Consider the following 20,191-nt stretch of genomic DNA (forward strand, 5'->3'; position numbering starts at 1 on the left):
TGGCGGAGCCGGCACCAGGTGTACGCGGGACAGCTACGCCGCGCGGTACGCGTTCCAGGCGGTCAGCATGCGGCTGGCCTGGCCCGGGGTGAACTGGTACATGCACGAGTCGTAGGTGTAGTCCATGAAGTTGGTGATCGGGTCCAGCCCGGTCGCCGAGCAGGTGTTCCGCCCGGTCGGGCACTGGTAGGCCGGCGAAGCCTCGGCCGGGGTGTCGCTGACGCTGTCACCCGAGCCGCCGCAGCCGCCCTGGAAGGTGTGGTAGAGGTTCAGCCAGTGCCCCACCTCGTGGGTGCCGGTGTCGCCCTGGTTGTAGTTGGTCGAGGTGCCGCCCGGCAGCGACTCGCTCAGCACGACCACGCCGTCCATGCTGCTCAGGTTGCGCTGCGGGAAGGTCGCCCAGCCCAGCAGGTTGTTGCTCAACTCGCCGAGGTAGATGTTGAGCGTGTTCTTGCCGCCGGTCCGCAGCGAGGACTTCATCGACCGCTCCGCCGACGAGCCCTGCACGATCGGGTACCACGACGGGTTCGTCACCCGGTTGATCCTGTCGAGCCGGAAGGCGAACGCGGTGACCGCGCCGCCCGTCGCACCGGCGTACGCCTGGTTGAGGACATTGATCTGCGAGGTGATCATCGAGTCCGGGATGTTGCCGCCCGCGCGGGTGGTGTTCTCCTGGATCACGTGCACCACCACCGGGATGGTGACGGTGGCCAGCGCCGTAGCGCCAGCACCTGTCCGATAGTTGGCGCGCTCCCGCAGCGCCGCAGCCATGTCGGCTTCCCGCTCGCGGACCTGGTTGACGGTCAACTCGTTCGGGTCGTGCTTGGCTGCGCCACCGGGCTTCATCCGGGCGTCGGCGTGGCTGTCGGCCTGCTCCACGCAGGCGCCGTCGGGCGCCGCCGAGAAGGCCGAAGCGGCCGGAACGACACCCACCGCAGCGGTGCTGAGCAGCAGCGCGAGGGTTGTCGATGCGACACCGGCGGCACGCCGGGTCAGCAGGTTGGGACGGGGTCCCATGGGCCCACCTCTTTCTGGCGGCGCGGCAGGGGGTGTGTCACGCCAGGGCTGAGAACGTGTGGCTGACGTTACAACCCATCGATGCATTTGAGAACGGCTATATGTTGCCGTGAGGAAACTTCTTGCAGGGCGGGGTCGCCGGCCGGCGCTCGGGGGTGCCTGGGTGCACCGGCTGGGCGACTCGGGTACAGTGGTGCCGCTCGCGGGTGTAGTTCAATGGCAGAACATCAGCTTCCCAAGCTGACAGTGCGGGTTCGATTCCCGTCACCCGCTCCACACACAGAAGCCCTGGTCAGGACAGACGTCCCACCAGGGTTTCCGTGGTTCTAGGTCTTGCTGAAACAGGGATGGGCCATTGGCTCGCCTCGGCGGCCGGTCCGTAGCCCTCGGCAACACACTTGACCTTGCGCTTGTTCGCCTTGCGCCGGGCAGCCTTGACCGCCTTGTCGATCGCGTCGGCGATGCCCTTGTCGGCCTCCCGGCGGTGGCGTAACGGAGGCGGGCCCTTGGGCCGTGTCTGGAAGTCGCGCTCAGCGTCCCCTGCTTGTAAAGCTTGCTTGACAGCGGCAAGCCTGACAAGCATCCTTGACACATGCGCAACACGGTACGGGCGCTGCGGACGCGTCGTGGCCTGTCGCAGGGCGAGCTTGCGACGGCGATGGGAGTATCGCGGCAAACGATCAACTCCATCGAGACAGGGAAGTACCTGCCTTCCCTTCCGCTCGCGATCGGGTTGGCGCGCTTCTTCGAGACGTCTGTGGAGGAGGTCTTTCATGTCGAGCAGTGACAGGACGATCCGTAAGACGGGGTCATGGAGCAGGTGGGGAATCCCGGGCTTCGCGGTCCTGTGTGGTCTGACCTATTTCGTGGCGGGGTGGATTGGCGGTGACCGCAGGTTCGGCCTCCAGGGCTTCGGTATCATGCTGGCCCTCGCGGTGGCGCTCCTCGTCTTGAGCCGCAAGAGCGAGACGGTCACGGGCCTGCTTGAGCGCCGAGACGAACGCATCAACCAGATCGACAAAGACGCGACCGTATTTTCCGGTGTGACGTTGACATGCGCGGTGTTGATCGGGTTCGTTGTTGAGATCGCGCGGGGACAGGACGGGATGCCCTACGCGGCACTCGGTGCGATCGCCGGATTGGCATACGTGCTGGCCCTTGTCGTTCAGCGTATCCGCCGCTGAACGAGCCCGGGAGCGCCCTCGAAACCCCGCCTCGGCCTCCACAGCGGCCCGCCGTTCATCGACAATTCCCATATCGTTGGGGTACCCACCATGTCGGGCCACGAGCACGCGGCGGCTGCGGTCAGCGGCACCGCTGGCACCAGGGGCAGGACTTACGCGTCCTGTCGCTCACCGTGGTTAATCGCCGGCTCGGCAGTGCCAAACGGGTTGTCGATGACGTACCGCCAGTGGCCGTCGGGACCGCAGTGGGCCACAGAAACACTGGAGAGCAGGTCGCCGCCCGGGTAGTGGTCGCCCTCGGCCACAGGGTCGCGGAGCAGGACTTTTACCGCGAGAGGCAGCAGAGCCGGCACGCCGATCTCTTGCCCGAGCATGATGCCCAGGTCCTCGACGGAAGCAACTCGACGTCGCCGCCAGGATCCGTCGATCGGCACCCCTGATCCATTCGCATACGCTGATGATGTGAACCGTCCTCGCCACTACACCGCTGGCGCCAGCCTCGTCGTGCTTGCGGGCGCAGGCCTGATCATGGCGACGATCGCTTGGAGATGGGGTCACCTCGCGTACGGAATCGGTGTCGCCGCCGTGGTGGTCGGTGTCGTCTGGACCGTCGCACTGGTGGCACGTGGCACCGCCTCAAGGATCGCGTTGAGCACGGGGGCGGCCGTCGTCATCGTCGCCGGCGCCGTCGTGGCCGTCACCGGCTTCCCGCAGTCGCCGCCGCGGTGGAAGATGCCCGCTGACGCGCAGAGACCGAATGGCGAGTCAGCCAGGACGGGTGACCTGATCATCATTGGTGGCACCGCCCGACACGCCGAGACCGGGGCGGTTGCCTGGGCGCATGAAGGACCTGATGCGACACCGCTGCTCGTCGACGACCGCCTGGTCGTCATCGGCACGAAAGACGGCTCGATCGGCGTCGACCCGGCCACAGGTCGTGAGATCTGGCGGTCAACGGTGGCGGGTCGTGGCATCGCGCACGACGGGAAGGTTCTGGTCGTCGCTGCCAGGGACGGAGCCGAGGCGACGGCTCTCGACCTCGCCACTGGAGCGACGCTCTGGCGGCAGAGCGGCCGGGCCGTTATGGAGTGCGACCTCGGCCCCGTCGACCGCTTCTCACCAGCACGTGAGCAGTCGCACGTGCTTCTCGTCAGGGATGAGAAGCGCAAAGGGAACGTCGAGTTGATCGACCTGGTAGAGGGGCGCACCACCATCGCCGACGTCGACTGCTCGGTGGCGGCCCGGATCGTGGGTGAGGTGCTGCTGCAAGCGGACGGCAAGAAGCTCGCCGGACGCTCGCCGGCCGACGGTCGGCCCCTCTGGTCGACGTCGGTGGAGCAGCCCTGGCACGTCGACGGCAGCGGCTCGACGGTTTTCACTCCCACCGATCGTGCCGAGGTCGTCGGGATCGACGTCACGACGGGGCGGAGCAGCCGCATCGCACCTCCCCCTGGCACCCGCAAGGTGCAGCTGGTCAGCGGGGAGCAACGGACACCCGACGTTTGGGCACTGCTCGATGTCGACTCCGGAGCCGCCCTGTGGAATCCCGGAACCGGTCGGACCGTCAAGATCCCCGAGGCTGTCACGATCCGTGTCGGCAACGTCGACGTGTCCTCCGGCTGGATAGGACTCTCGGGTGCGACCCGCGACTTCACCGGAGCGAAGACCGACACGTGCTGGGCATTCTCCCCGGACGGAAGGCTGTCCGACCCGTTCCCCGGCAGGATCTGCTTCGTCGACGACGGGTTGCTCGAGATCCAAGGGAATGTGCACCCGATCCTCTAGCCTCCAACGAAATTCAGCGGCGGCCATGACCCGGCCGTCGGGCGGCCTGCGACCCCGCTCGTACCGGTTAGTGTCCGGTCAGGAGGTGGTCGCGCGTGTTCACCGAGGCGTTCCCCATCGTGACGACGACAGACCTGCCACGACTGATCGCGTTCTACCGGGATGTGGTCGGCTTCGAGCTGACCTATCGTTTTCCCGAGGACGGCGAGCCGGAGTTCGTGGCCCTCCGGTTGGGCAGCAGCGAGTTGGGCCTGGCCGCCGACCCGCACGCCGGTGATCCCGCGCTCTCGCGCCGTTGGGAGTTGTGCGTGTACGCCGACGACTGCGACTCGGCCGTGGAGGCACTGCGTACCGGCGGCGCGACCGTCACCGAGGCGCCCGTCGACCAGCCGTGGGGTGAGCGGTCCGCCCGGGTCACGGACCCCGACGGCAATCGCATGCTCGTGCTGTCCCGCCTCTAGAAGCCCGATCGCCGACGGTCACCGCATCACCGACGGGTCACCGCGTCACGGCGGGTCACTGCGTCACCGTCGGGCCGCCGCCGCGTCCCCGATCGTCGAGTACGAGCGGGGCCCGGCCGCGCACCGCGTACCGGATGTGGGTGACCTGCGGCGTGGGGATGACGCGGGTCGGCGTCAGTTCGATCGCCTCCTTGTCGGCGAGGTCGAGGTCCGCGTCGAACAGCCGCAGGCCGGTGCCGACCACGACGGGTACGACGTGCAGCTCCAACTCGTCGAGCAGGCCGGCCTTGAGTACCTGCCGTACGAGGCTGCCGCCGCCGGCAACGGCGACGTCCTTGCCGCCGGCTGCGGCGCGCGCCTGCTCGACGGCGCTGGCGACTCCATCGGTGACGTAGGTGAAGCTGGTGCCGCCCGCGCGCAGCAAGGTCTGGCGCGGGCGGTGGGTGACGACGAAGACCGGCGCGCGGAACGGGGGCTCGTCACCCCAGGGGATCTCACCCCCGTCGGCCATCCGACGGCCCATCACGTACGCCCCGGCGGCCCCGAACGACTCGGCGATCACCTCGGAGTTGACGTCCTGCTCGCCGCCGGCGAAGCCCTGTCGTTCGCGCCACGCCGACGCCTCTGTCGCCCACCGGGTGACGCGGAAGAAGGCGGCGCTCTCGGCCGACTCCATCCAGTCACCGTCGCCGTCGAAGCGGGGGCCGGCATAGAAGCCGTCCAGCGACACCGACAGTTGTGCGGTCACCTTTGTCATCTCGCATCGATCCCTTCATCGGAGACACCCGTGCGGGCACCTGCTCGGCGAAGGGTCGGAGCCAACAGGCATCACCCGACAGCGCGCCGATGTGATGTGGACCACAGGATCCTATGCCGAGGTGCTCTCAGCCTTCGTCGCGTACCACAGGCCGGCGTGCTCCGGACCCTTCAGCCAGTGCATCCGGGGCACCTCCTCCGGGCGGGGCCGCCAGTCGCGGTACGGGGCGTACGCCACCCGCCAGGCGATCACCGCGAAGATCCACGCACCGGGCCCGATCAGCCAGAGAAGGGCGTCACGTCGCCGGTAGGAGGCGTACGGGGCGAGCCAGGCAGTCAACACCGCCGGTACCACGAGGAAACTGAAATCGGCCACCGGACCGTCGCCGTACCGGACCTCGATCAGCGCGCGGACGAGAAGTGCCGGCACGACCGCCGCCAGCACGATCACCGCCGCGACACAGGTGCGTGCGCGCCGCCCCAAGGGCGCGCGGGCGGCGAGAGGATCGACGGACATGCCCCGGAGGGTAGGTCCCAGAAGCTCGTGCTCGCACTGAGCCTTACGGCCTCATCTGCTCGGTGGCTGCCGACGAGTCAATCATCACCAGCGATGTCCCGTGCACAGTGCGGGCTCGGCCTCGATAGCGTTGGCGTACGTCGCGGCAGTGCGCCACACCATTACCGAGCAACGATCCATGGAGGACCGATGACGCCCGACGACGAGAGGTTCCTCCGGCGAGCGATCGACATCGCCAACCGGGCCGGCGCGGCCGGCGAACGACCGTTCGGTTCGCTGCTTGTCGGCCCGGACGGTGACGTCCTGGTCGAGGACCACAACACTGTGGTGTCCGAGGCCGACATCACCGCCCACCCGGAGCTGAAGCTGGCCCGCTGGGCGGCTCGGGAACTCGATGCGGATGTAGCCGCCGGCACCACCATGTACACAAGTTGCCAGCCGTGCCCGATGTGCGCCACCGCCATCGACCGGTCCGGCCTGGGCCGGGTCGTGTTCGCCCTGTCCGCCGAGCAGTTCGAGAGCGTCAAGCCGCCCACGCCGGCTCCGGCGCCGGTCCGGTACGACGGCCCGGCCCTGTTCGCCGAGGCCCGGCGGCCGATCGAGGACCACTACTGACCGGACGCTCGTCGACCGCCGCGGCACCGGGGAGGCGAACTAGGCTGGCGATCATGCGAATTGGCATCGTGATCCTGCCCGACCAGCGCTGGTCCGAGGCGCAGCGCCGCTGGCGGCAGGCCGACGAGTGGGGCTTCGACCACGCCTGGACGTACGACCACCTGGGTTGGCGTGATCTGGTGGACGGCCCGTGGTTCGACTCGATGGCCACGCTGACGGCCGCCGCCACGGTGACCTCCCAGATCCGGCTTGGCACGCTCGTCGCGTCGCCGAACTTCCGGCACCCGGCCGCGTTCGCACGGCAGATCACCACGGCGGACGACATCGCGGACGGCCGGCTGCTGCTTGGCCTGGGCGCGGGCGGCATCGGCTTCGACTCGGCGGTGCTGGGCGGCGAGACGTTGCCGCCGCGGCAGCGGGTCGACAGGTTCGCCGAGTTCACCGAACTGCTCGACCTGATCCTGCGGGAGGACGGCACCACCTGGCGTGGGGACTGGTTCTCGGCGGTGGACGCCCGCAACAACCCCGGCTGCGTGCAGCAGCCTCGGGTGCCGTTCGTGGTCGCCGCGAACGGGCCGCGGTCGATGCGGCTGGTGGCCCGGTTCGGTCAGGGTTGGGTGACCACCGGCACCGACGCCGACGACGTGGAGGGTTGGTGGGGCACCGTGTCGGCGCTGTCCGCGCGGATGGACCGGACGTTGGACGAGGCCGGCCGCGACCCCGCGACCCTGGACCGCTATCTCTCGATGGACGCGGCCCCCGTGTTCTCCCTGAGCAGCGCGCAGTTCTTCGCCGACCAGGTCGGCCGGGCCGCCGGGTTGGGCTTCACCGACGTGGTGACGCACTGGCCGCGCGAGAGCAGCTGGTACGCCGGCGACGAGGCCGTCCTTGTGGACGTGGCGACCCGGCTGCTGCCTCAGCTACGCGGTTGAGCCGCCGTCAGGTGCTGAGGTCGCCACTGGCCACGCCGCCCTCGCCGCCGGACACCAGTCGCAGGCGTAGGCAGACGATCGGGGTGTCGTCGTCCACGGGGGTGCCGAGCCGCGCCCAGTAGGTCGCGTGCCCGGCTCGCCACTCCTCGATCGAGCGGTCACCCTCGCCTTCGGCACGGGCAAAATCCCACGGTACGTCGGCGAAGCGGACCACCTCGACGCCGGTGATCTCCACGACGCCGACAAGCATGTCGTTGTCGTCGACCAGGGCCAGCCGTTCGCCGACGTGCTCCAACTCCTCGCCCTCGTCGGCGTACTCGGCCAGCCGGCCGGCCGTGGCGGTCTTCACGCCGGCGAGCACGAGGGTGTTCAGGGTCGTCCGCAGTTCGCCGGGGGTGCCGAGGGCGAGGGCGCGCAGTTCACCGATCCGAGGCCACATCCTGCCGAGGCTAGGCGAGTGCTGTGCCGTCGTCGTCGCAATTCGCCGGGCCACGGTCAGATCAGATGCCCCGCGTAGCCGGCGGCGGCGAGCAGCCGTTCGTCGCCGGTGGCCGCGTACGCGTCCAGCACCGCATCGGCCAGCTTGACCACGTGGGCGTCGCCGTTGCGGGCCGCGCGGGCGAAGACCTCCGCCGGGGTTGCGGCGGTCGAGGTCGGCGGCGTGATCCCGTCGGTCGGCGCGTACACCGAGGTCACTGCCGCCGTCGCGGCCCAGGCGGCGGCGAGGCTCGGCGCCCAGAGCGCCCGGTCGAGGGCGGGCAGGGTACGCAGTACCGCGGTCGGTGCCGTGACCGCGTGCACCAGCATGACCGGCGCGGCGTGCCCGAAGCGCAGGTAGTCCAAGCCGGCGCGGTGCACCAGCGTGGTGAGGCCCCGCTCCGCCTCGGCCGGGGTCCGTGCGGGGCGCAGTGCCGCGACTGCCGCCTCCCAGTGGGGTACGCCCGGAAGCTGCCCGAGCCGTCCCCGGATGCCCCCGGTCTGATCGTCGATCCGGGGCAGCCCGGCCAGCGCGGCGGCCACGTCGAGGTCGGCGGTGTCCGGTCCTCGCGCGTCGACGGTGCCGGCCCGGTCCGGCGTGGCCCGGTCGAGCAGGCGGTCGGTGCCGGGGACGGGCTGCCAGCGGGCCGCCCAGTAGCCGAGGGCCTGGCCGAGTTCGGTGAGCCGCCGGGGGTTCGCGTCGTTCGTGTCGAGGGCGCGGACGGCGTGCCCGACGCGGATCACGCCGTGGGTGGCGCCGGCGGCGATGCCGGGCAGCAGCCGGGGCCACCAGGTGCCGAGGACGTCCCGCCACGGGTGTTCGCGCAGTTGCCGGTCGAAGTACGCCAGCCAGTCACCGGCTCGCTTCGGGTCGCCGAGCGCCGCCCGCCAGTCGTCGATGGGACGTAGCCCTCGGGGCAGCTCGTCGAGGCGGGTGAGGTAGTCGTCGAGCCAGCGGTGCACGTGTTGCGGGTACCCGTGCCGGGCCAGCGCCTCGACGGCCATCGGTCCGTGGTTGGAGAGCCAGCCCTCGTATTCGGGGCCGGTGCGGTGCAGCCGTTCGTACGCTTCGTCGAGGATCCCGTCGCCCATCGGTCGATCGTCGAAGATGAAGTGCGGTTGAGGTCAAGCCGGCAGGTCGTTGCCGGCCAACAGGCCGGTGATCCGTAGTTCGGCCGCGACCTCGGGCGGGCAGTCGACGACGGCCACGGCCGTGCCCAGCACCTCGGCGCCGCGCGCCGCGCAGATGTCGTAGAGGGCGTGGAGTTGCGCGCCGGTGCGTACCCAGTCGTCCACAACCAGGACCCGGTCACCGGGGCCGAGGTGCCGGTCGCGGACGGCCAGGTCGACCTGCCGGCCCCGGTAGTCCGGCGGACTCTTCGCCCAGGTGAGCGGCCCGGGCGGTAGGCGCCCGTCGTCGGCCTTGTGTGCGGCCACGAACCCGACCCCGAGGGCGGTGGCGGCCAGCGGGCCGAGAAGCAGTCCGGTGACCGCCGGGGCGAGCACCACTGTCGGCCGGGCGGCCCGGTACGGCGCGACCAGGGCCGGACCGAGTTCGGCGAGCACCGCCGGGTCACGCCACCAACCGGAGATGTCGCTGACGAGGTGGCTGGTGGCCGGCCCCGGGTCGATCCACCGGAACCTGTCGACGAGGCGTTCGGTCAGCTCACCGGGCATCGGTCCATCCTGCGGTACGCGCGTTCGTAGGGTCGGCACCTGGGCTGGTCGACCCATGCGGGCTCGGATGATCGGCTACACGTACCCGTGCAAATACGGGCATAGCACTATGATCACGTTGACTTCGGAAGTGCTTCTCTCGTTACGGTCCGACCCGGTTTGTTCAGTCGACGAAAGGACCGGGCCGTGGCTGGTAGGCACTCCCGTACCCGCATGTTCTCCTCCCCCGCGGGCATCGTGGCCACCGCGGCGGTCGGCGTCGCTGTCGCCGTCGGCGGCACCTTCGGTGCCGTCCAGCTGACCTCCGGCTCCACGGGATCGGAGCAGGTGGCTCTCGACCTCACGCCGACCACCGTCCCCAGCAGCCCGGCCACCAGTTCCCCGAGCGCCTCCCCGAGCGCGAGCGCCAGCGCCTCCCCGAGCGCGTCCGCGAGTCCGTCGGCGAGCCGCTCGCCGCAGGCCGCCTCCCGGGCCAAGGCCCGCACGAGTACGCCGAAGCCGAGCGCGACCGCGAAGAAGACCACACCGGCCGCCAAGGTGCTGCAGAGCGGTTCGTGCGGCGCGTCCTTCTACTCCGACGGGCAGCTCACGGCCAACGGCGAGTCGTTCAACCCGAGCGAGCTGACGGCGGCGCACAAGACGCTGCCGTTCAACACGAAGGTCCGCGTGACCAACCCGAGCAGCGGCAAGTCGGTGGTGGTGCGGATCAACGACCGTGGCCCGTTCATCGACGGCCGTTGCCTCGACCTGTCCCGCGCGGCCTTCGCCACCATCGCCTCGCTGGACGTCGGCGCGTTCACGGTGCGGTACGAGGTGCTCGGCTGAGTGGAGTTGACGAGGCCGATCCGGTCGGACACCTGCGCCGGCCGGACAGAACCTCCTCAGACGACGGGCCAGGTTCATACACGGGCTCACGTGGATCAGGCATGCTGTCCCTCGTACGCACACGACTCCTCCAGTCGGGCCACCGCCCGCTGAGCCCCGGATCCCGCGCCGGCCTCGGCGCGGCCCTTACTCTGCTCGTGATCGTCTCGGCTGTGGAGTTGGCCGACGGTCGGCGGGCGCACTACATCGCCATCCTGATGACGGTTCCGCTGCTGGCTGCCGCTCTGGCGTCCTGGCGGGTGGTGCTCGGCGTCGGCGCCGTGGCGACGCTGACCGGGGTGGGCTTCGCCCTCGTCGATCCGAAGATGTTGCTGGTCACCTCGGTCAACGTTGTCGGGGTGGCGCTCGCGACCGGGCTGGCGGTGGCGGTGGCGTCTGTACGGCAGCGGCAGGCTGAGCAGATCGGCGAGTTGACCAAGCTCGCCTCGGTGGCCCAGCAGGCGGTGCTGCGTCCGCTCGGCCCGCAGGTGGGCACGCTGTCGGTCGCCGGCCGCTACATCTCCTCCACCGCCACGGCCGAGATCGGCGGCGACCTGTACGAGGCGATCGACACGCCCTACGGCGTACGCATGATCATCGGCGACGTACGCGGCAAGGGGCTCGACGCGGTCCGGCTGGCAAGCATCGTCCTCGGCTCCTACCGGCACGTGGCGTACGAGCGGGCCGACCTGCGCGCCGTCGTCGCCGACCTGGACCGGGCGGTGGCCCGCAACGTCGGCGACGAGGACTTCGTGACCGCCGCTCTGGTGGAGGAGCGGGGTGGCACGCTCACCATCGTCAACTGCGGCCACCCGCCGCCGCTGTTGTTGCGCAGGGGCGCGGTGATCCCGCTGGAGCCGCCGGCACCGGCACCTCCACTCGGGTTCATGCCTGTGGTCCGCCCTCGCGTGGAGCGCCTGGAGCCCGGTGATCGGCTGTTGCTGTTCACCGACGGCCTCGGTGAGGCCCGGCGGGACGGCGAATTCTTCCCCACCGCCGACCGGGCGTGGCGGCTGCTCGGCCACGGCACGGTCGCGGACGGGCTCGCCTCGCTGGAGACGGCCCTCGTCGAGTGGGTGCATGGCCGGCTGGACGACGACATCGCTCTGGTGCTCATGGAGTACGCGGGCACGCCCACAGGTGTGGCGTCGGCCGTGCCGAGCTGGGAGGTCGGCGCCGCCGAGAGCTGAGCCGGCCGTTGCCACAGCAAAGTGTGTAATCGCTGTCACTTCGGAGATCGGCTTGTCGCTGCCTACCCGCGAGTAATACAGTGTGAGTTACTGATCGGTAACACCTGTCCGGAAGCGGGGCCAGTGAGCATGACCCACTACAAGAGCAACCTGCGGGACCTTGAGTTCAACCTCTTCGAGGTCTTCGGGGCGGACCAGGCGTTCGGCCAGGCGCCGTACTCGGAGCTCGACGCCGACACCGCCCGCACCTTCCTCGCGGAGCTCGACCGGCTCGCCCGCGAGGACCTGGCCGCCAGCTACACGGACAGCGACCGCAACCCGCCGGTGTTCGACCCGGCCACGCACACCGCGCCGCTGCCGGCGTCGTTCAAGAGGTCCTACCAGGCATTCATGGACTCCGAGTTCTGGCGCCTGGACCTGCCGCCGCACCTGGGCGGCACCACCGCGCCGCGCGCCCTCTGGTGGGCCCTCGCCGAGCTGGTGCTCGGCTCGAACGCCCCCATCTGGATGTACGCCTCCGGCCCGTCTTTCGCGCACGTCCTGGAGGTCGAGGGCACCGAGCAGCAGAAGCGGTGGGCCAAGCTCTTCATCGACAAGCAGTGGGGCTCCACGATGGTGCTCACCGAGCCGGACGCCGGCTCGGACGTCGGCGCCGGCCGCGCCCGCGCCATCCAGCAGCCCGACGGCTCGTGGCACATCGAGGGCGTCAAGCGCTTCATCACCTCGGGTGAGCACGACCTGAGCGACAACATCGTGCACTACGTGCTCGCCCGCCCGGTGGGCGTGGAGGGCCACGGCGGCCCCGGCACCAAGGGTCTGTCGCTCTTCGTGGTGCCGAAGTTCCACTTCGACGAGACCACCGGCGAGTTGGGCGAGCGCAACGGCGTCTACGCCACGAACGTCGAGCACAAGATGGGCCTGAAGGTCTCCAACACCTGCGAGCTGACCTTCGGCGAGCATGGCGTACCGGCCAAGGGCTGGCTGCTTGGCGACAAGCACGACGGCATCCGGCAGATGTTCATGATCATCGAGTACGCCCGGATGCTCGTCGGCACCAAGGCCATCGCCACCCTCTCCACCGGCTACCTCAACGCCCTGGAGTACGCGAAGAACCGGGTGCAGGGCGCCGACCTGGTCCAGCAGACCGACAAGACCGCTCCCCGGGTCACCATCACCCACCACCCGGACGTCCGGCGCTCGCTGCTGCTGCAGAAGTCGTACGCCGAGGGTCTTCGCGCTCTTGTTCTCTACACCGCCACCTGGCAGGACAAGGTCGCCATCGCCGAGGCGGCCGGCGACGAGAAGGCCACCAAGCTGGCCAAGCGGGTTAACGACCTGCTGCTGCCGCTTGTCAAGGGCGTCGGCTCGGAGCGGGCGTACGAGCTGCTCGGGCACGAGGCCCTGCAGACCTTCGGTGGTTCCGGCTTCCTCCAGGACTACCCCCTGGAGCAGTACGTCCGGGACGCCAAGATCGACACCCTGTACGAGGGCACCACCGCCATCCAGAGCCTCGACCTGATCTTCCGCAAGATCGTGCGGGACAACGGCAAGGCGCTCATGGCGGTCGCCAGCGAGATCCAGGAGTTCATCTCCTCCGAGGCGGGCAACGGCCAGCTCAAGGAGGAGCGGCAGGCGCTCGGCAAGGCGCTCGGCGAGGTCCAGAACATCCTCGGCGTCATGACCGGCTGGCTGGGCGAGGCGCAGGGCGGCGAAACCCGCGCGCTCTACAAGGTCGGGCTGAGCAGCCGGCGGTTCCTGCTGGCGATCGGCGACCTGGTGGTCGGCTGGCTGCTCCAGAAGCAGGCCGACGTCGCGCTCAAGGCGCTGGCCGGAGACGTCTCCGCCAGCGACAAGGCGTTCTACACCGGCAAGGTGGCCGCCGCTCGGTTCTTCGCCCGCGAGGTGCTGCCGCGCATCGGCGCCGACCGGCGGATCATCGAGGGCACCGACCTCGACATCATGGACCTCCCGGAGGAGGCCTTCTGACCGTGCCACGGCACGCTTGACGGTTTCCGGGCCGCACCACCCGGAACCGACAACGGCCGGCGGGGCAAGTGCCCTGCCGGCCGTTGTCGTCCCCGGACGCACGGCCGCGGCGAATGTCGGACCGGCCGTGCCGGCCGCCGGGGTACGTCGATTGATCGAGCCGCGCCGGGTAGGCCGGCCCCCTGGCGGGTAACCGGCGCGTGACCAGGAAAGGGAACGCCCAGAGCCACCGCACGGGGGAGTGCAGCGCACATGGGTGTAGGAAGCGGCATATTTCTCATCGCGCTCGGCGCGATCATGACTTTCGCGATCAGAGCCAATGTCTGGTGGATCGACCTACGCGCAGTCGGCTGGGTGTTCATCCTGGCCGGGCTTGCCGTGCTGCTCACCACGCTGTGGTTCTGGCAGGACCGGCGCAAGCGGGCCCGGACCCTCATCGTGGAGGAGAACCGGCTGTCTCATCCGACGGCGATGATGCCGCCGCCGCCCGACCCGCCGCCGCCGACCGCGCCACCTTCCTGACCCGAGTACGCCCTGAACCACCCGTCGACATTCGGCGGGTGGTTCAGTCGCGTGCGGTGTGCCGTTCGACGATCGGTGCTCCGGCGCGCGCCAACTCCGGCCAGGCGAGCGTGCTGCGGTGCACCACCAGCTCGGCTGTCCGCAGGCCCTCGTCGGCCGCCCCGTCCGGGTCGAGGAACGCCGACAACAACGAGACACCCGGGTTGTGGGCGACCAGCAGCACGCTTCGGGCCGACGGATCTGCGGTGCGGACCAGCGCCAACAGCTCCTCGGGGTGGGCGTCGTACGCGCCGGGCTCATAACGGACTGTCGGCCGAGGGCCGGTCGGCCCGCCCTCCGGCGGCGCACCGGTCATCCCCATCGCGACCCCGTGCCAGGTCTGCCGGGTACGCCGGGTGGTCGAACAGATCACCACGTCGGGCAGCAGATCGTGCCGGGCCAGCCAGGCGCCGGCCGCCGCCGCGTCGGCCTCCCCGCGTGCGCTGAGTGGACGGTCGTTGTCGTCCGTGCCCTCGGCGCCCGCCTCGGCCTTCGCGTGCCGGAGCAGCACAAGTGTCCGCGTCTCGACTCGGCTGTCCGTCATGCCACCAGCTTGCCCGATTGGCGATCTCCCCGCCGGGGTAAGTCGATGGATGCCGCGACCCCTACCAACGGCCGCGACGGGCCGTACGCCAGGTTAGAGCCGAGGAGCGAGACATGGGCATTGGTGGCAGCATTTTCCTGATCGCATTGGGCGCGATCTTCGCATTCGCCGTGGAGGCCGATCTGGGCTGGCTGGACCTGGCCGTGGTCGGCTGGGTGCTCATGCTGGCCGGTGTCGCCGGCCTGCTCGTCACCCTCTACTTCTGGAACAGCCGCCGCCGCACGGTGGTCGCCGCACCCGTCCGCCAGGACCGCGTGGTGGCCGACCGGGTGGTGCCGGTGCAGGACGACCGGGTCGTCGAGGAGTACCGCGAGGTGCGCCGGCCGGGTCGCCCGGTCTGATCCTCGCCCGCGAACTCCGGGGTCCCGCAGCGTCGCGGGGCCCCGGCTCGCGTGTGTGCGCCCTAAGTCCGCAGATCAGGCGCCGATGCAGGTGATCGACTCGCCTTCCTGCAAATCGCGGTGTCCCACCGCGTCGGATACCCCGATTTCAAGGGACCCGAGTCGACCGTGACCGAGCTGCGCCTCGCGCCGGCCCGCTCGTGGGTCAGGCGAACAGCGCGAAGTAGATCGCGATGTGGTGGCACAGCGCCGCGAGCAGCGTGCAGGCGTGGAAGAACTCGTGGTGGCCGAAGACGCTGGGCCACGGGTTGGGGCGGCGCAGCGCGTAGAAGACCGCGCCGACGCTGTACATGACGCCGCCGACGATCAGCAGCACCAGCGCGGTGACGCCGCCGCCGCGCAGGATCTCGGGAAGCATGGCCACCGCCACCCAGCCGAGCGCCAGGTAGAGCGGCGCGGAGACCCAGCGCGGTGCGTGCGGCCAGGCCATCTTGACCGCCACGCCGGCCAGCGCGCCACCCCAGACCAGGGACAGCATCACGGTCGCCTGTCGCGGTTCGAGCAGCATGACGCAGAGCGGCGTGTACGTCCCCGCGATGAACACGAAGATCATCGAGTGGTCCATCCGGCGCATCAGCTGGTAGCCGCGCTCCGACCACACGCGACGGTGGTAGAGCGCGCTGGTGCCGAAGAGGCCGCAGACCGTCAGGCTGTAGATGACGCAGCTCACCAGCGGCGCCCACCCTGGTCGGGTGGCGGCGATCGAGCAGAGCACGATGCCGCTGGCAACGGCGACGAAGAAGGCGTACGTGTGCAGCCAGCCGCGCATCCGGGGTTTGCCGATGTCGACCGGCTTCAGGCGAAGCGGGGCGGAGGTGGTCACCAGATCAGGTTACGCCACCGTAGGTTACCTGCAAGTAGTAACGCTCGGTGACGCCAGGCACCGTCCCGATGAATTCCTCCCCGGCAGGGCGTCGGCGAGGATGGGCCGATGCGGATCCGACCCGTCGGGGAACACGCCCTGCTGCTCGATTGCACCGCCCCGGCCCTCCCGCCCGCCCCTGTCCCCGCCGCAGCCCTCGGGGAAGCAACTCTCGTGGAGGCATGGCGGGCCGAGTTGTGGCGTCGCCGCGAGCAGGGCGACCTGGATGCCGTCGAGATCGTGCCGGCGGCCAGCACCCTCCTGCTCGACGGCCTGCGCGACCCCGCAGCCACGGCCGCCCTGCTGGCCAGGTGGGCGGCAACGGTCGCCGCCACGGCCAGCACCGCCACGGCCAGCACCGCCACGGATCGGCCCAGCGGCGACCAGCCCGGCGGAGACCGGCCCGACGGCGACCCGTCCGGTGGTGCCGAGGTTGTCGTTCCGGTCGAGTTCGACGGGCCGGACCTGGCCGTCGTCGCCGAACAGTGGTCGGTCGACGTGCCGACAGTGCTGCGCCGCCTGACCGGCACCCGGTTCCGGGTGGCCTTCTGCGGCTTCGCTCCCGGGTTTCCCTACCTGACCGGGCTCCCCGCCGAACTGGCGCTGCCCCGGCTGTCCACCCCCCGTCCCCGGGTTCCGGCCGGCTCCGTGGCTCTCGCCGGCCCGTACGCCGGTATCTACCCAAGCGCGTCCCCCGGCGGTTGGCTGCTCGTCGGCCGGACCGACCTGACCCTCTTCGACGTGCACGACGACCCGCCGGCCCGGCTCAGCCCCGGCACCTCGGTCCGGCTGGCGGCGGCATGACCCACATCACCGAGATCGAGGTGCTCCGGGCCGGCGCACTCACCACCGTGCAGGACCTGGGTCGGCCGGGCTGGGCGCACCTCGGCGTACCTCGCTCCGGTGCTCTCGACCCGACCGCCCTGCGGCTCGCCAACCGGCTGGTCGGCAACCCCGAGGAAGCCGCCGGCCTGGAGATCACCCTGACCGGCTGCACGGTCCGACTGACCCGGGCCACCACCGTGGCTATCACCGGCGCCGAGGTTGCCGTCCGCGCCGGAGAGCGCCCCGGAGACACCGGACGCCCTCTCGCCCTGCCGGCGGGAACGGTGCTGACGATCGGGCCGGCCCGTCGGGGCGTACGGAGTTGGCTGGCCGTGGCGGGCGGGATCGACGTGCCAGCGGTGCTGGGCAGCCGGGCCACCGACACCCTCTCCGGACTCGGTCCCGCCCCGCTGCGCGACGGCGACCGGCTGCCCGTCGGTGTGCCGCTCGGGGAACCCGCACCCGTGGACGTGACCGTCGGCCCGGCACCCGCACCAGACCTGACCCTTACCGTGCGCCTCGGCCCACGCGACGACTGGTTCACCCCCGCCGCGCTCGACCGGCTGCTCGGCACCGCGTACACCGTGAGCCCGGTCAGCAACCGGGTCGGCGCGCGACTCGCCGGCGCGCCGCTGCCCCGCGCGGTCACCGGCGAGTTGCCAAGCGAGGGCATCGTGCTCGGCGCGGTGCAGGTGCCGGCCGACGGCCAACCCCTGATCTTCCTCGCCGACCATCCGACCACCGGCGGATACCCGGTCATCGGGGTGGTCACCGACGTGACCCCGCTCGCGCAGGCACGGCCAGGTACTACCGTCAGATTCCATGGACCTCAACGCTGACCTGGGCGAAGGATTCGGCATCTGGCGGCTCGGCGACGACGACGCCCTACTGGGCCTCGTGACCTCCGCCAACGTCGCCTGCGGCTTCCACGGCGGCGATCCGTCCACCATGCGGCGGGTCTGCGAGGTCGCGGCACGGCACGGCGTGGCAGTGGGCGCGCAGGTCGGCTACCGGGACCTGGCCGGCTTCGGCCGGCGGCGCATCGCGTACGACTTCGCCGAACTGCGCGACGAGGTGACCTATCAGTTGGGGGCGCTCGACGCGTTCTGCCGGATCTTCCGCACCCGCGTCCGCTACCTCAAGCCACACGGCGCGCTGTACCACGCGGCGGCCACCGACGAATCCCAGGCCGCGGCCGTGGTCGCCGCGATCTGCGGCTACGACCCCGAACTGCCCGTCCTCTGCATGCCCGGCTCGGTGCTCGCCCAGCTCGCTGTCGGCGCGGGTCTGCCGGTGGTAGCCGAGGCGTTCGCCGACCGCGGCTACCTGCCCAACGGGTCGCTGGTGCCTCGCGGCACCCCCGGCGCGGTGATCAACGATCCGGAGGAGGTGGCCGCCCGGGTCGTACGGATGGCCACCGAACGGACCGTCGTGGCTGTCGACGGCACAGTCATCCCCTGCGCGATGGAGTCGATCTGCGTACACGGCGACACGCCGGGCGCGGTCTCCGCCACCGAACTCGTCCGGGCCGCCCTGATCGACGCGGGAATCCCGCTCGCCCCGTTCGCGTGAAAGGAAGGGCACCTTGTTATCGGATTTTGCATAACAAGGGGCCCTTCCTAACAGCTAGCCGTCGAGCAGCTAGGCGTCCAGGCCGCGCAGCACCAGCGGAAGCCGGGAAGCGGCACCGTCGACCACCCGGACCGGTACGCCCCAGTCCTGCCGGGTCAGGTGGCAGGCCGCGTGCTCGACGTCCGCGTCGCACGTCGCCGCCTGCGCGGTCACCTGCAACACCCCGGCGGTGACCTCGCCGTTGAGCACCAGTCGGCGGGACAGTTCCGTGCCCGTGCCGCCACCGTCCAGCAGCAGCTCCGGCGGGGACGCGGAGACCACCAGCCGGGTCGACGGCCCGTACGTCTCGTCGAGCTTCTGCCCCGGCGCGGGAGTGAAGACGATGTCGAGGGTGACAGCTCCTGCCGCGACATCGGTCGGCTTGCGTTCGGTGCGGTGCCGGGGCCCGTCGACGGTGCTCGCGCCGGCCGCCGACAGCGCACCCGGGGCCAACCGGGTCAGCCGGTGCCCGGCGGACTCCACCACAAGCACCTCACCGGCCGGGGTGAGCACGAGGTCGCTCGGCTCGGCCAGCCCGTCGGCGACCGTTGACACCTGGGACGTGGCCGGGTCGAAGCGGCGCACGGCACCGTTGTACGTGTCGGCGATCAGCACCGAGCCGTCCGGCAGCGCGCACACCCCGAGCGGGTGCTGGAGCAACGCCGACTCCGCCGGCCCGTCCACGTGGCCGAAGTCGAACAGGCCCTGCCCGACGGCGGTGCCCAGCACCCCGTTCTCGACGTACCGGACCGCGCTGGTCTCGCTGTCGGCGATCCACAAGCGGGCACCGTCGGCCGACACGGAGAGCCCTGACGGCTGCGCCATCCACGCCTCGGTCAGCGGGCCGTCGCGCAGCGCCTCGACTGTGGTGCCCGCGTACATGCCGGCGGTCCGCTTGATCGGGTCGAACCACCAGAGCTGGTGGATGCCGGCCATTGCAATGATCAACTTGTCGTCGTACCAGGCCAGGTCCCACGGGGAGGACAGATCCACGGCGAGCGCGTCGTGCGCGTGGTCGTCGACCGAGGCCCGCCACTGCCGGCCGCTGCCGGCCACGGTGACCACCTCACCGGACGCCAGCCGTACGCCGCGCAGCAGGTGGTTGACCGTGTCAGCCACCACCAGGTCGTAGCCGGCCACCTCGGCGACGTGCCGGGGCAGGAGGCAGAGCCCCTGCGGCTCGGAGAAGGTCGCCGCGTCGGCCGGCCCGTCGGCCCTGCCCCTGTCGCCCGAGCCGACCCGGCGGACCAGTGTCTCGCCGTCCGGGGCCAACTCGACCAGGGAGTGCCGCGCCGAGTCGGAGACCAGCAGGTTGCCGCCGTCCAGCAGCACCGCCTTGCCCGGGAAGCGCAGCGTCGTCTCCGGCGCCGGCGGCGGGACGTACGGGCCGTCGCCCCGGTGCAGGGTGCCCTTGGCCTCGTGGGTGGCGATCAGTTCGTCGATGAGGCGGGCCAACCCTTCGGCGTGCCCCTCGCCGGCCATGGTGGCCACCACGTAACCCTCGGGGTCGATCACCGACAGCGTCGGCCAGGCCCGTGCGGCGTACTGCTGCCACATGTCCAGCTCGGGGTCGTCGAGGACGGGGTGATGCACCCCGTACCGCTCCACGGCGGCGGCCAGGGCGTCGGCGTCCTTCTCGTGCTCGAACTTCGGCGAGTGCACGCCGATCACCACGAGTACGTCGCCGTACTTCTCCTCCAGCGGCCGCAGCTCGTCGAGCACGTGCAGGCAGTTGATGCAGCAGAACGTCCAGAAATCAGCAAGGACGATCTTGCCGCGCAGGTCGGCGAGCTTGAGATCGCGTCCACCGGTGTTCAGCCAGCCCCGACCGCGCAGTTCGGGGGCCCGTACTCGTGCGCTCATGTC

25 protein-coding genes and 1 tRNA gene are annotated in these 20,191 nt (G+C 70.6%); 15 read left to right on the plus strand and 11 right to left on the minus strand.

Features of this window, described 5'->3' with window-relative positions; all coding sequences use genetic code 11:
- Positions 1-33: 33 nt before the first annotated feature.
- Positions 34-1,017: a zinc metalloprotease gene (locus ADK66_RS01535; RefSeq protein WP_053651834.1), complete on the minus strand. Its 984-nt coding sequence runs from the start codon at positions 1,015-1,017 to the stop codon at positions 34-36.
- Positions 1,018-1,219: 202 nt separating this feature from the next.
- Between ADK66_RS01535 and ADK66_RS01540 the strand changes: the two genes are divergently transcribed.
- Positions 1,220-1,293: transfer RNA gene (locus tag ADK66_RS01540), tRNA-Gly, on the plus strand.
- Between the two features lie 16 nt (positions 1,294-1,309).
- Here ADK66_RS01540 and ADK66_RS32105 read toward each other — a convergent pair.
- A complete protein-coding gene (locus ADK66_RS32105; protein ID WP_231639866.1) occupies positions 1,310-1,600 on the minus strand; it encodes a hypothetical protein in 291 nt (96 codons plus the stop codon).
- A 9-nt stretch (positions 1,601-1,609) separates the two neighbouring features.
- Here ADK66_RS32105 and ADK66_RS01545 point away from each other — a divergent pair, with 9 nt between their 5' ends.
- Both ADK66_RS01545 and ADK66_RS01550 read left to right on the plus strand, forming a co-directional pair.
- On the plus strand, positions 1,610-1,804 hold the full coding sequence (locus ADK66_RS01545) for a helix-turn-helix transcriptional regulator (RefSeq protein WP_053651836.1): 195 nt from the start codon (positions 1,610-1,612) through the stop codon (positions 1,802-1,804).
- Positions 1,791-2,201, plus strand: coding sequence for a hypothetical protein (locus ADK66_RS01550; RefSeq protein ID WP_053651838.1), 411 nt, complete (start codon positions 1,791-1,793; stop codon positions 2,199-2,201). The genes ADK66_RS01545 and ADK66_RS01550 overlap by 14 nt, the downstream gene beginning before the upstream one ends.
- 152 nt (positions 2,202-2,353) lie before the next feature.
- On the opposite strand, the gene ADK66_RS01555 is transcribed toward ADK66_RS01550, so the two are convergent.
- Positions 2,354-2,635 (minus strand): contact-dependent growth inhibition system immunity protein, encoded by a 282-nt coding sequence (locus ADK66_RS01555; RefSeq protein WP_053651840.1) that lies wholly within the window; start codon positions 2,633-2,635, stop codon positions 2,354-2,356.
- A gap of 28 nt (positions 2,636-2,663) precedes the next feature.
- Here ADK66_RS01555 and ADK66_RS01560 point away from each other — a divergent pair, with 28 nt between their 5' ends.
- The gene (locus tag ADK66_RS01560; protein WP_053651842.1) at positions 2,664-3,986 is read left to right on the plus strand and encodes a PQQ-binding-like beta-propeller repeat protein; all 1,323 of its coding nucleotides are present in this window, start codon (positions 2,664-2,666) and stop codon (positions 3,984-3,986) included.
- Positions 3,987-4,081: 95 nt separating this feature from the next.
- Positions 4,082-4,447 carry a glyoxalase/bleomycin resistance/extradiol dioxygenase family protein gene (locus ADK66_RS01565; protein WP_053651845.1) on the plus strand — a complete coding sequence of 122 codons (366 nt, stop codon included), beginning with the start codon at positions 4,082-4,084 and terminating at the stop codon, positions 4,445-4,447.
- 55 nt (positions 4,448-4,502) lie between these two features.
- On the opposite strand, the gene ADK66_RS01570 is transcribed toward ADK66_RS01565, so the two are convergent.
- Together ADK66_RS01570 and ADK66_RS01575 are read right to left on the minus strand one after the other, a co-directional pair.
- The gene (locus tag ADK66_RS01570; protein WP_053651847.1) at positions 4,503-5,204 is read right to left on the minus strand and encodes a dihydrofolate reductase family protein; all 702 of its coding nucleotides are present in this window, start codon (positions 5,202-5,204) and stop codon (positions 4,503-4,505) included.
- 111 nt (positions 5,205-5,315) lie between these two features.
- Positions 5,316-5,720 (minus strand): hypothetical protein, encoded by a 405-nt coding sequence (locus ADK66_RS01575; protein WP_157552133.1) that lies wholly within the window; start codon positions 5,718-5,720, stop codon positions 5,316-5,318.
- A gap of 189 nt (positions 5,721-5,909) precedes the next feature.
- Here ADK66_RS01575 and ADK66_RS01580 point away from each other — a divergent pair, with 189 nt between their 5' ends.
- Positions 5,910-6,335 carry a nucleoside deaminase gene (locus ADK66_RS01580; protein ID WP_053651851.1) on the plus strand — a complete coding sequence of 142 codons (426 nt, stop codon included), beginning with the start codon at positions 5,910-5,912 and terminating at the stop codon, positions 6,333-6,335.
- A 53-nt stretch (positions 6,336-6,388) separates the two neighbouring features.
- Complete coding sequence (locus ADK66_RS01585; protein ID WP_053651853.1) at positions 6,389-7,267, plus strand: LLM class flavin-dependent oxidoreductase; 879 nt, start codon at positions 6,389-6,391, stop codon at positions 7,265-7,267.
- 7 nt (positions 7,268-7,274) lie between these two features.
- Here ADK66_RS01585 and ADK66_RS01590 read toward each other — a convergent pair whose 3' ends face one another.
- The 3 genes from ADK66_RS01590 to ADK66_RS01600 are packed head-to-tail and all read right to left on the minus strand — an operon-like array spanning position 7,275 to position 9,421.
- Positions 7,275-7,706, minus strand: coding sequence for an ASCH domain-containing protein (locus ADK66_RS01590; protein WP_053651854.1), 432 nt, complete (start codon positions 7,704-7,706; stop codon positions 7,275-7,277).
- Positions 7,707-7,762: 56 nt separating this feature from the next.
- Complete coding sequence (locus ADK66_RS01595) at positions 7,763-8,836, minus strand: questin oxidase family protein (protein WP_053651857.1); 1,074 nt, start codon at positions 8,834-8,836, stop codon at positions 7,763-7,765.
- A 33-nt stretch (positions 8,837-8,869) separates the two neighbouring features.
- A complete protein-coding gene (locus ADK66_RS01600; protein WP_053651859.1) occupies positions 8,870-9,421 on the minus strand; it encodes a phosphoribosyltransferase family protein in 552 nt (183 codons plus the stop codon).
- A 186-nt stretch (positions 9,422-9,607) separates the two neighbouring features.
- Here ADK66_RS01600 and ADK66_RS01605 point away from each other — a divergent pair, with 186 nt between their 5' ends.
- From ADK66_RS01605 to ADK66_RS01620, 4 genes are all read left to right on the plus strand, one after another.
- Complete coding sequence (locus tag ADK66_RS01605; protein ID WP_053651861.1) at positions 9,608-10,246, plus strand: septal ring lytic transglycosylase RlpA family protein; 639 nt, start codon at positions 9,608-9,610, stop codon at positions 10,244-10,246.
- Positions 10,247-10,347: 101 nt separating this feature from the next.
- Positions 10,348-11,475 carry a PP2C family protein-serine/threonine phosphatase gene (locus ADK66_RS01610; RefSeq protein ID WP_053651862.1) on the plus strand — a complete coding sequence of 376 codons (1,128 nt, stop codon included), beginning with the start codon at positions 10,348-10,350 and terminating at the stop codon, positions 11,473-11,475.
- Between the two features lie 129 nt (positions 11,476-11,604).
- The gene (locus ADK66_RS01615) at positions 11,605-13,461 is read left to right on the plus strand and encodes an acyl-CoA dehydrogenase (protein ID WP_053651863.1); all 1,857 of its coding nucleotides are present in this window, start codon (positions 11,605-11,607) and stop codon (positions 13,459-13,461) included.
- Between the two features lie 252 nt (positions 13,462-13,713).
- On the plus strand, positions 13,714-13,983 hold the full coding sequence (locus tag ADK66_RS01620) for a DUF6458 family protein (protein ID WP_007454197.1): 270 nt from the start codon (positions 13,714-13,716) through the stop codon (positions 13,981-13,983).
- 43 nt (positions 13,984-14,026) lie between these two features.
- On the opposite strand, the gene ADK66_RS01625 is transcribed toward ADK66_RS01620, so the two are convergent.
- On the minus strand, positions 14,027-14,566 hold the full coding sequence (locus ADK66_RS01625) for a histidine phosphatase family protein (protein WP_053651864.1): 540 nt from the start codon (positions 14,564-14,566) through the stop codon (positions 14,027-14,029).
- A 113-nt stretch (positions 14,567-14,679) separates the two neighbouring features.
- Between ADK66_RS01625 and ADK66_RS01630 the strand changes: the two genes are divergently transcribed.
- The gene (locus tag ADK66_RS01630; protein ID WP_053651866.1) at positions 14,680-14,967 is read left to right on the plus strand and encodes a DUF6458 family protein; all 288 of its coding nucleotides are present in this window, start codon (positions 14,680-14,682) and stop codon (positions 14,965-14,967) included.
- Positions 14,968-15,172: 205 nt separating this feature from the next.
- Here the strand turns inward: ADK66_RS01630 and ADK66_RS01635 are convergent, their stop codons facing one another.
- The gene (locus ADK66_RS01635) at positions 15,173-15,850 is read right to left on the minus strand and encodes a hemolysin III family protein (protein ID WP_053651868.1); all 678 of its coding nucleotides are present in this window, start codon (positions 15,848-15,850) and stop codon (positions 15,173-15,175) included.
- 108 nt (positions 15,851-15,958) lie between these two features.
- Between ADK66_RS01635 and ADK66_RS01640 the strand changes: the two genes are divergently transcribed.
- Genes ADK66_RS01640 through ADK66_RS01650 form a run of 3 tightly spaced genes read left to right on the plus strand, consistent with a single transcriptional unit; the run spans position 15,959 to position 18,286 of the window.
- A complete protein-coding gene (locus tag ADK66_RS01640) occupies positions 15,959-16,693 on the plus strand; it encodes an allophanate hydrolase subunit 1 (RefSeq protein WP_053651870.1) in 735 nt (244 codons plus the stop codon).
- Entirely contained in the window at positions 16,690-17,553 is an 864-nt protein-coding gene (locus tag ADK66_RS01645) for a biotin-dependent carboxyltransferase family protein (protein WP_082377119.1), read from the plus strand. Before ADK66_RS01640 ends, ADK66_RS01645 begins: the two co-directional genes overlap by 4 nt.
- A complete protein-coding gene (locus tag ADK66_RS01650; protein ID WP_053651874.1) occupies positions 17,537-18,286 on the plus strand; it encodes a LamB/YcsF family protein in 750 nt (249 codons plus the stop codon). Before ADK66_RS01645 ends, ADK66_RS01650 begins: the two co-directional genes overlap by 17 nt.
- A gap of 69 nt (positions 18,287-18,355) precedes the next feature.
- On the opposite strand, the gene ADK66_RS01655 is transcribed toward ADK66_RS01650, so the two are convergent.
- On the minus strand, positions 18,356-20,188 hold the full coding sequence (locus ADK66_RS01655) for an NHL domain-containing thioredoxin family protein (protein WP_053651877.1): 1,833 nt from the start codon (positions 20,186-20,188) through the stop codon (positions 18,356-18,358).
- Positions 20,189-20,191 lie beyond the last annotated feature (3 nt).

The sequence above is a fragment of the Micromonospora sp. NRRL B-16802 genome (genome assembly GCF_001279555.1).
GTDB lineage: Bacteria > Actinomycetota > Actinomycetes > Mycobacteriales > Micromonosporaceae > Micromonospora > Micromonospora profundi.

Bases quoted from the DNA above. Each gene is read 5' to 3' on its own strand.
- ADK66_RS01595 (WP_053651857.1), bottom strand. From the start codon at position 8,836: ATGGGCGACGGGATCCTCGACGAAGCGTACGAACGGCTGCACCGCACC.
- ADK66_RS01620 (WP_007454197.1), top strand. From the start codon at position 13,714: ATGGGTGTAGGAAGCGGCATATTTCTCATCGCGCTCGGCGCGATCATG.
- ADK66_RS01575 (WP_157552133.1), bottom strand. From the start codon at position 5,720: ATGTCCGTCGATCCTCTCGCCGCCCGCGCGCCCTTGGGGCGGCGCGCA.
- ADK66_RS01600 (WP_053651859.1), bottom strand. From the start codon at position 9,421: ATGCCCGGTGAGCTGACCGAACGCCTCGTCGACAGGTTCCGGTGGATC.
- ADK66_RS01625 (WP_053651864.1), bottom strand. From the start codon at position 14,566: ATGACGGACAGCCGAGTCGAGACGCGGACACTTGTGCTGCTCCGGCAC.
- ADK66_RS01610 (WP_053651862.1), top strand. From the start codon at position 10,348: ATGCTGTCCCTCGTACGCACACGACTCCTCCAGTCGGGCCACCGCCCG.
- ADK66_RS01535 (WP_053651834.1), bottom strand. From the start codon at position 1,017: ATGGGACCCCGTCCCAACCTGCTGACCCGGCGTGCCGCCGGTGTCGCA.
- ADK66_RS32105 (WP_231639866.1), bottom strand. From the start codon at position 1,600: ATGCTTGTCAGGCTTGCCGCTGTCAAGCAAGCTTTACAAGCAGGGGAC.
- ADK66_RS01650 (WP_053651874.1), top strand. From the start codon at position 17,537: ATGGACCTCAACGCTGACCTGGGCGAAGGATTCGGCATCTGGCGGCTC.
- ADK66_RS01570 (WP_053651847.1), bottom strand. From the start codon at position 5,204: ATGACAAAGGTGACCGCACAACTGTCGGTGTCGCTGGACGGCTTCTAT.
- ADK66_RS01630 (WP_053651866.1), top strand. From the start codon at position 14,680: ATGGGCATTGGTGGCAGCATTTTCCTGATCGCATTGGGCGCGATCTTC.
- ADK66_RS01585 (WP_053651853.1), top strand. From the start codon at position 6,389: ATGCGAATTGGCATCGTGATCCTGCCCGACCAGCGCTGGTCCGAGGCG.
- ADK66_RS01645 (WP_082377119.1), top strand. From the start codon at position 16,690: ATGACCCACATCACCGAGATCGAGGTGCTCCGGGCCGGCGCACTCACC.
- ADK66_RS01550 (WP_053651838.1), top strand. From the start codon at position 1,791: ATGTCGAGCAGTGACAGGACGATCCGTAAGACGGGGTCATGGAGCAGG.
- ADK66_RS01545 (WP_053651836.1), top strand. From the start codon at position 1,610: ATGCGCAACACGGTACGGGCGCTGCGGACGCGTCGTGGCCTGTCGCAG.
- ADK66_RS01590 (WP_053651854.1), bottom strand. From the start codon at position 7,706: ATGTGGCCTCGGATCGGTGAACTGCGCGCCCTCGCCCTCGGCACCCCC.
- ADK66_RS01655 (WP_053651877.1), bottom strand. From the start codon at position 20,188: ATGAGCGCACGAGTACGGGCCCCCGAACTGCGCGGTCGGGGCTGGCTG.
- ADK66_RS01640 (WP_053651870.1), top strand. From the start codon at position 15,959: ATGCGGATCCGACCCGTCGGGGAACACGCCCTGCTGCTCGATTGCACC.
- ADK66_RS01580 (WP_053651851.1), top strand. From the start codon at position 5,910: ATGACGCCCGACGACGAGAGGTTCCTCCGGCGAGCGATCGACATCGCC.
- ADK66_RS01615 (WP_053651863.1), top strand. From the start codon at position 11,605: ATGACCCACTACAAGAGCAACCTGCGGGACCTTGAGTTCAACCTCTTC.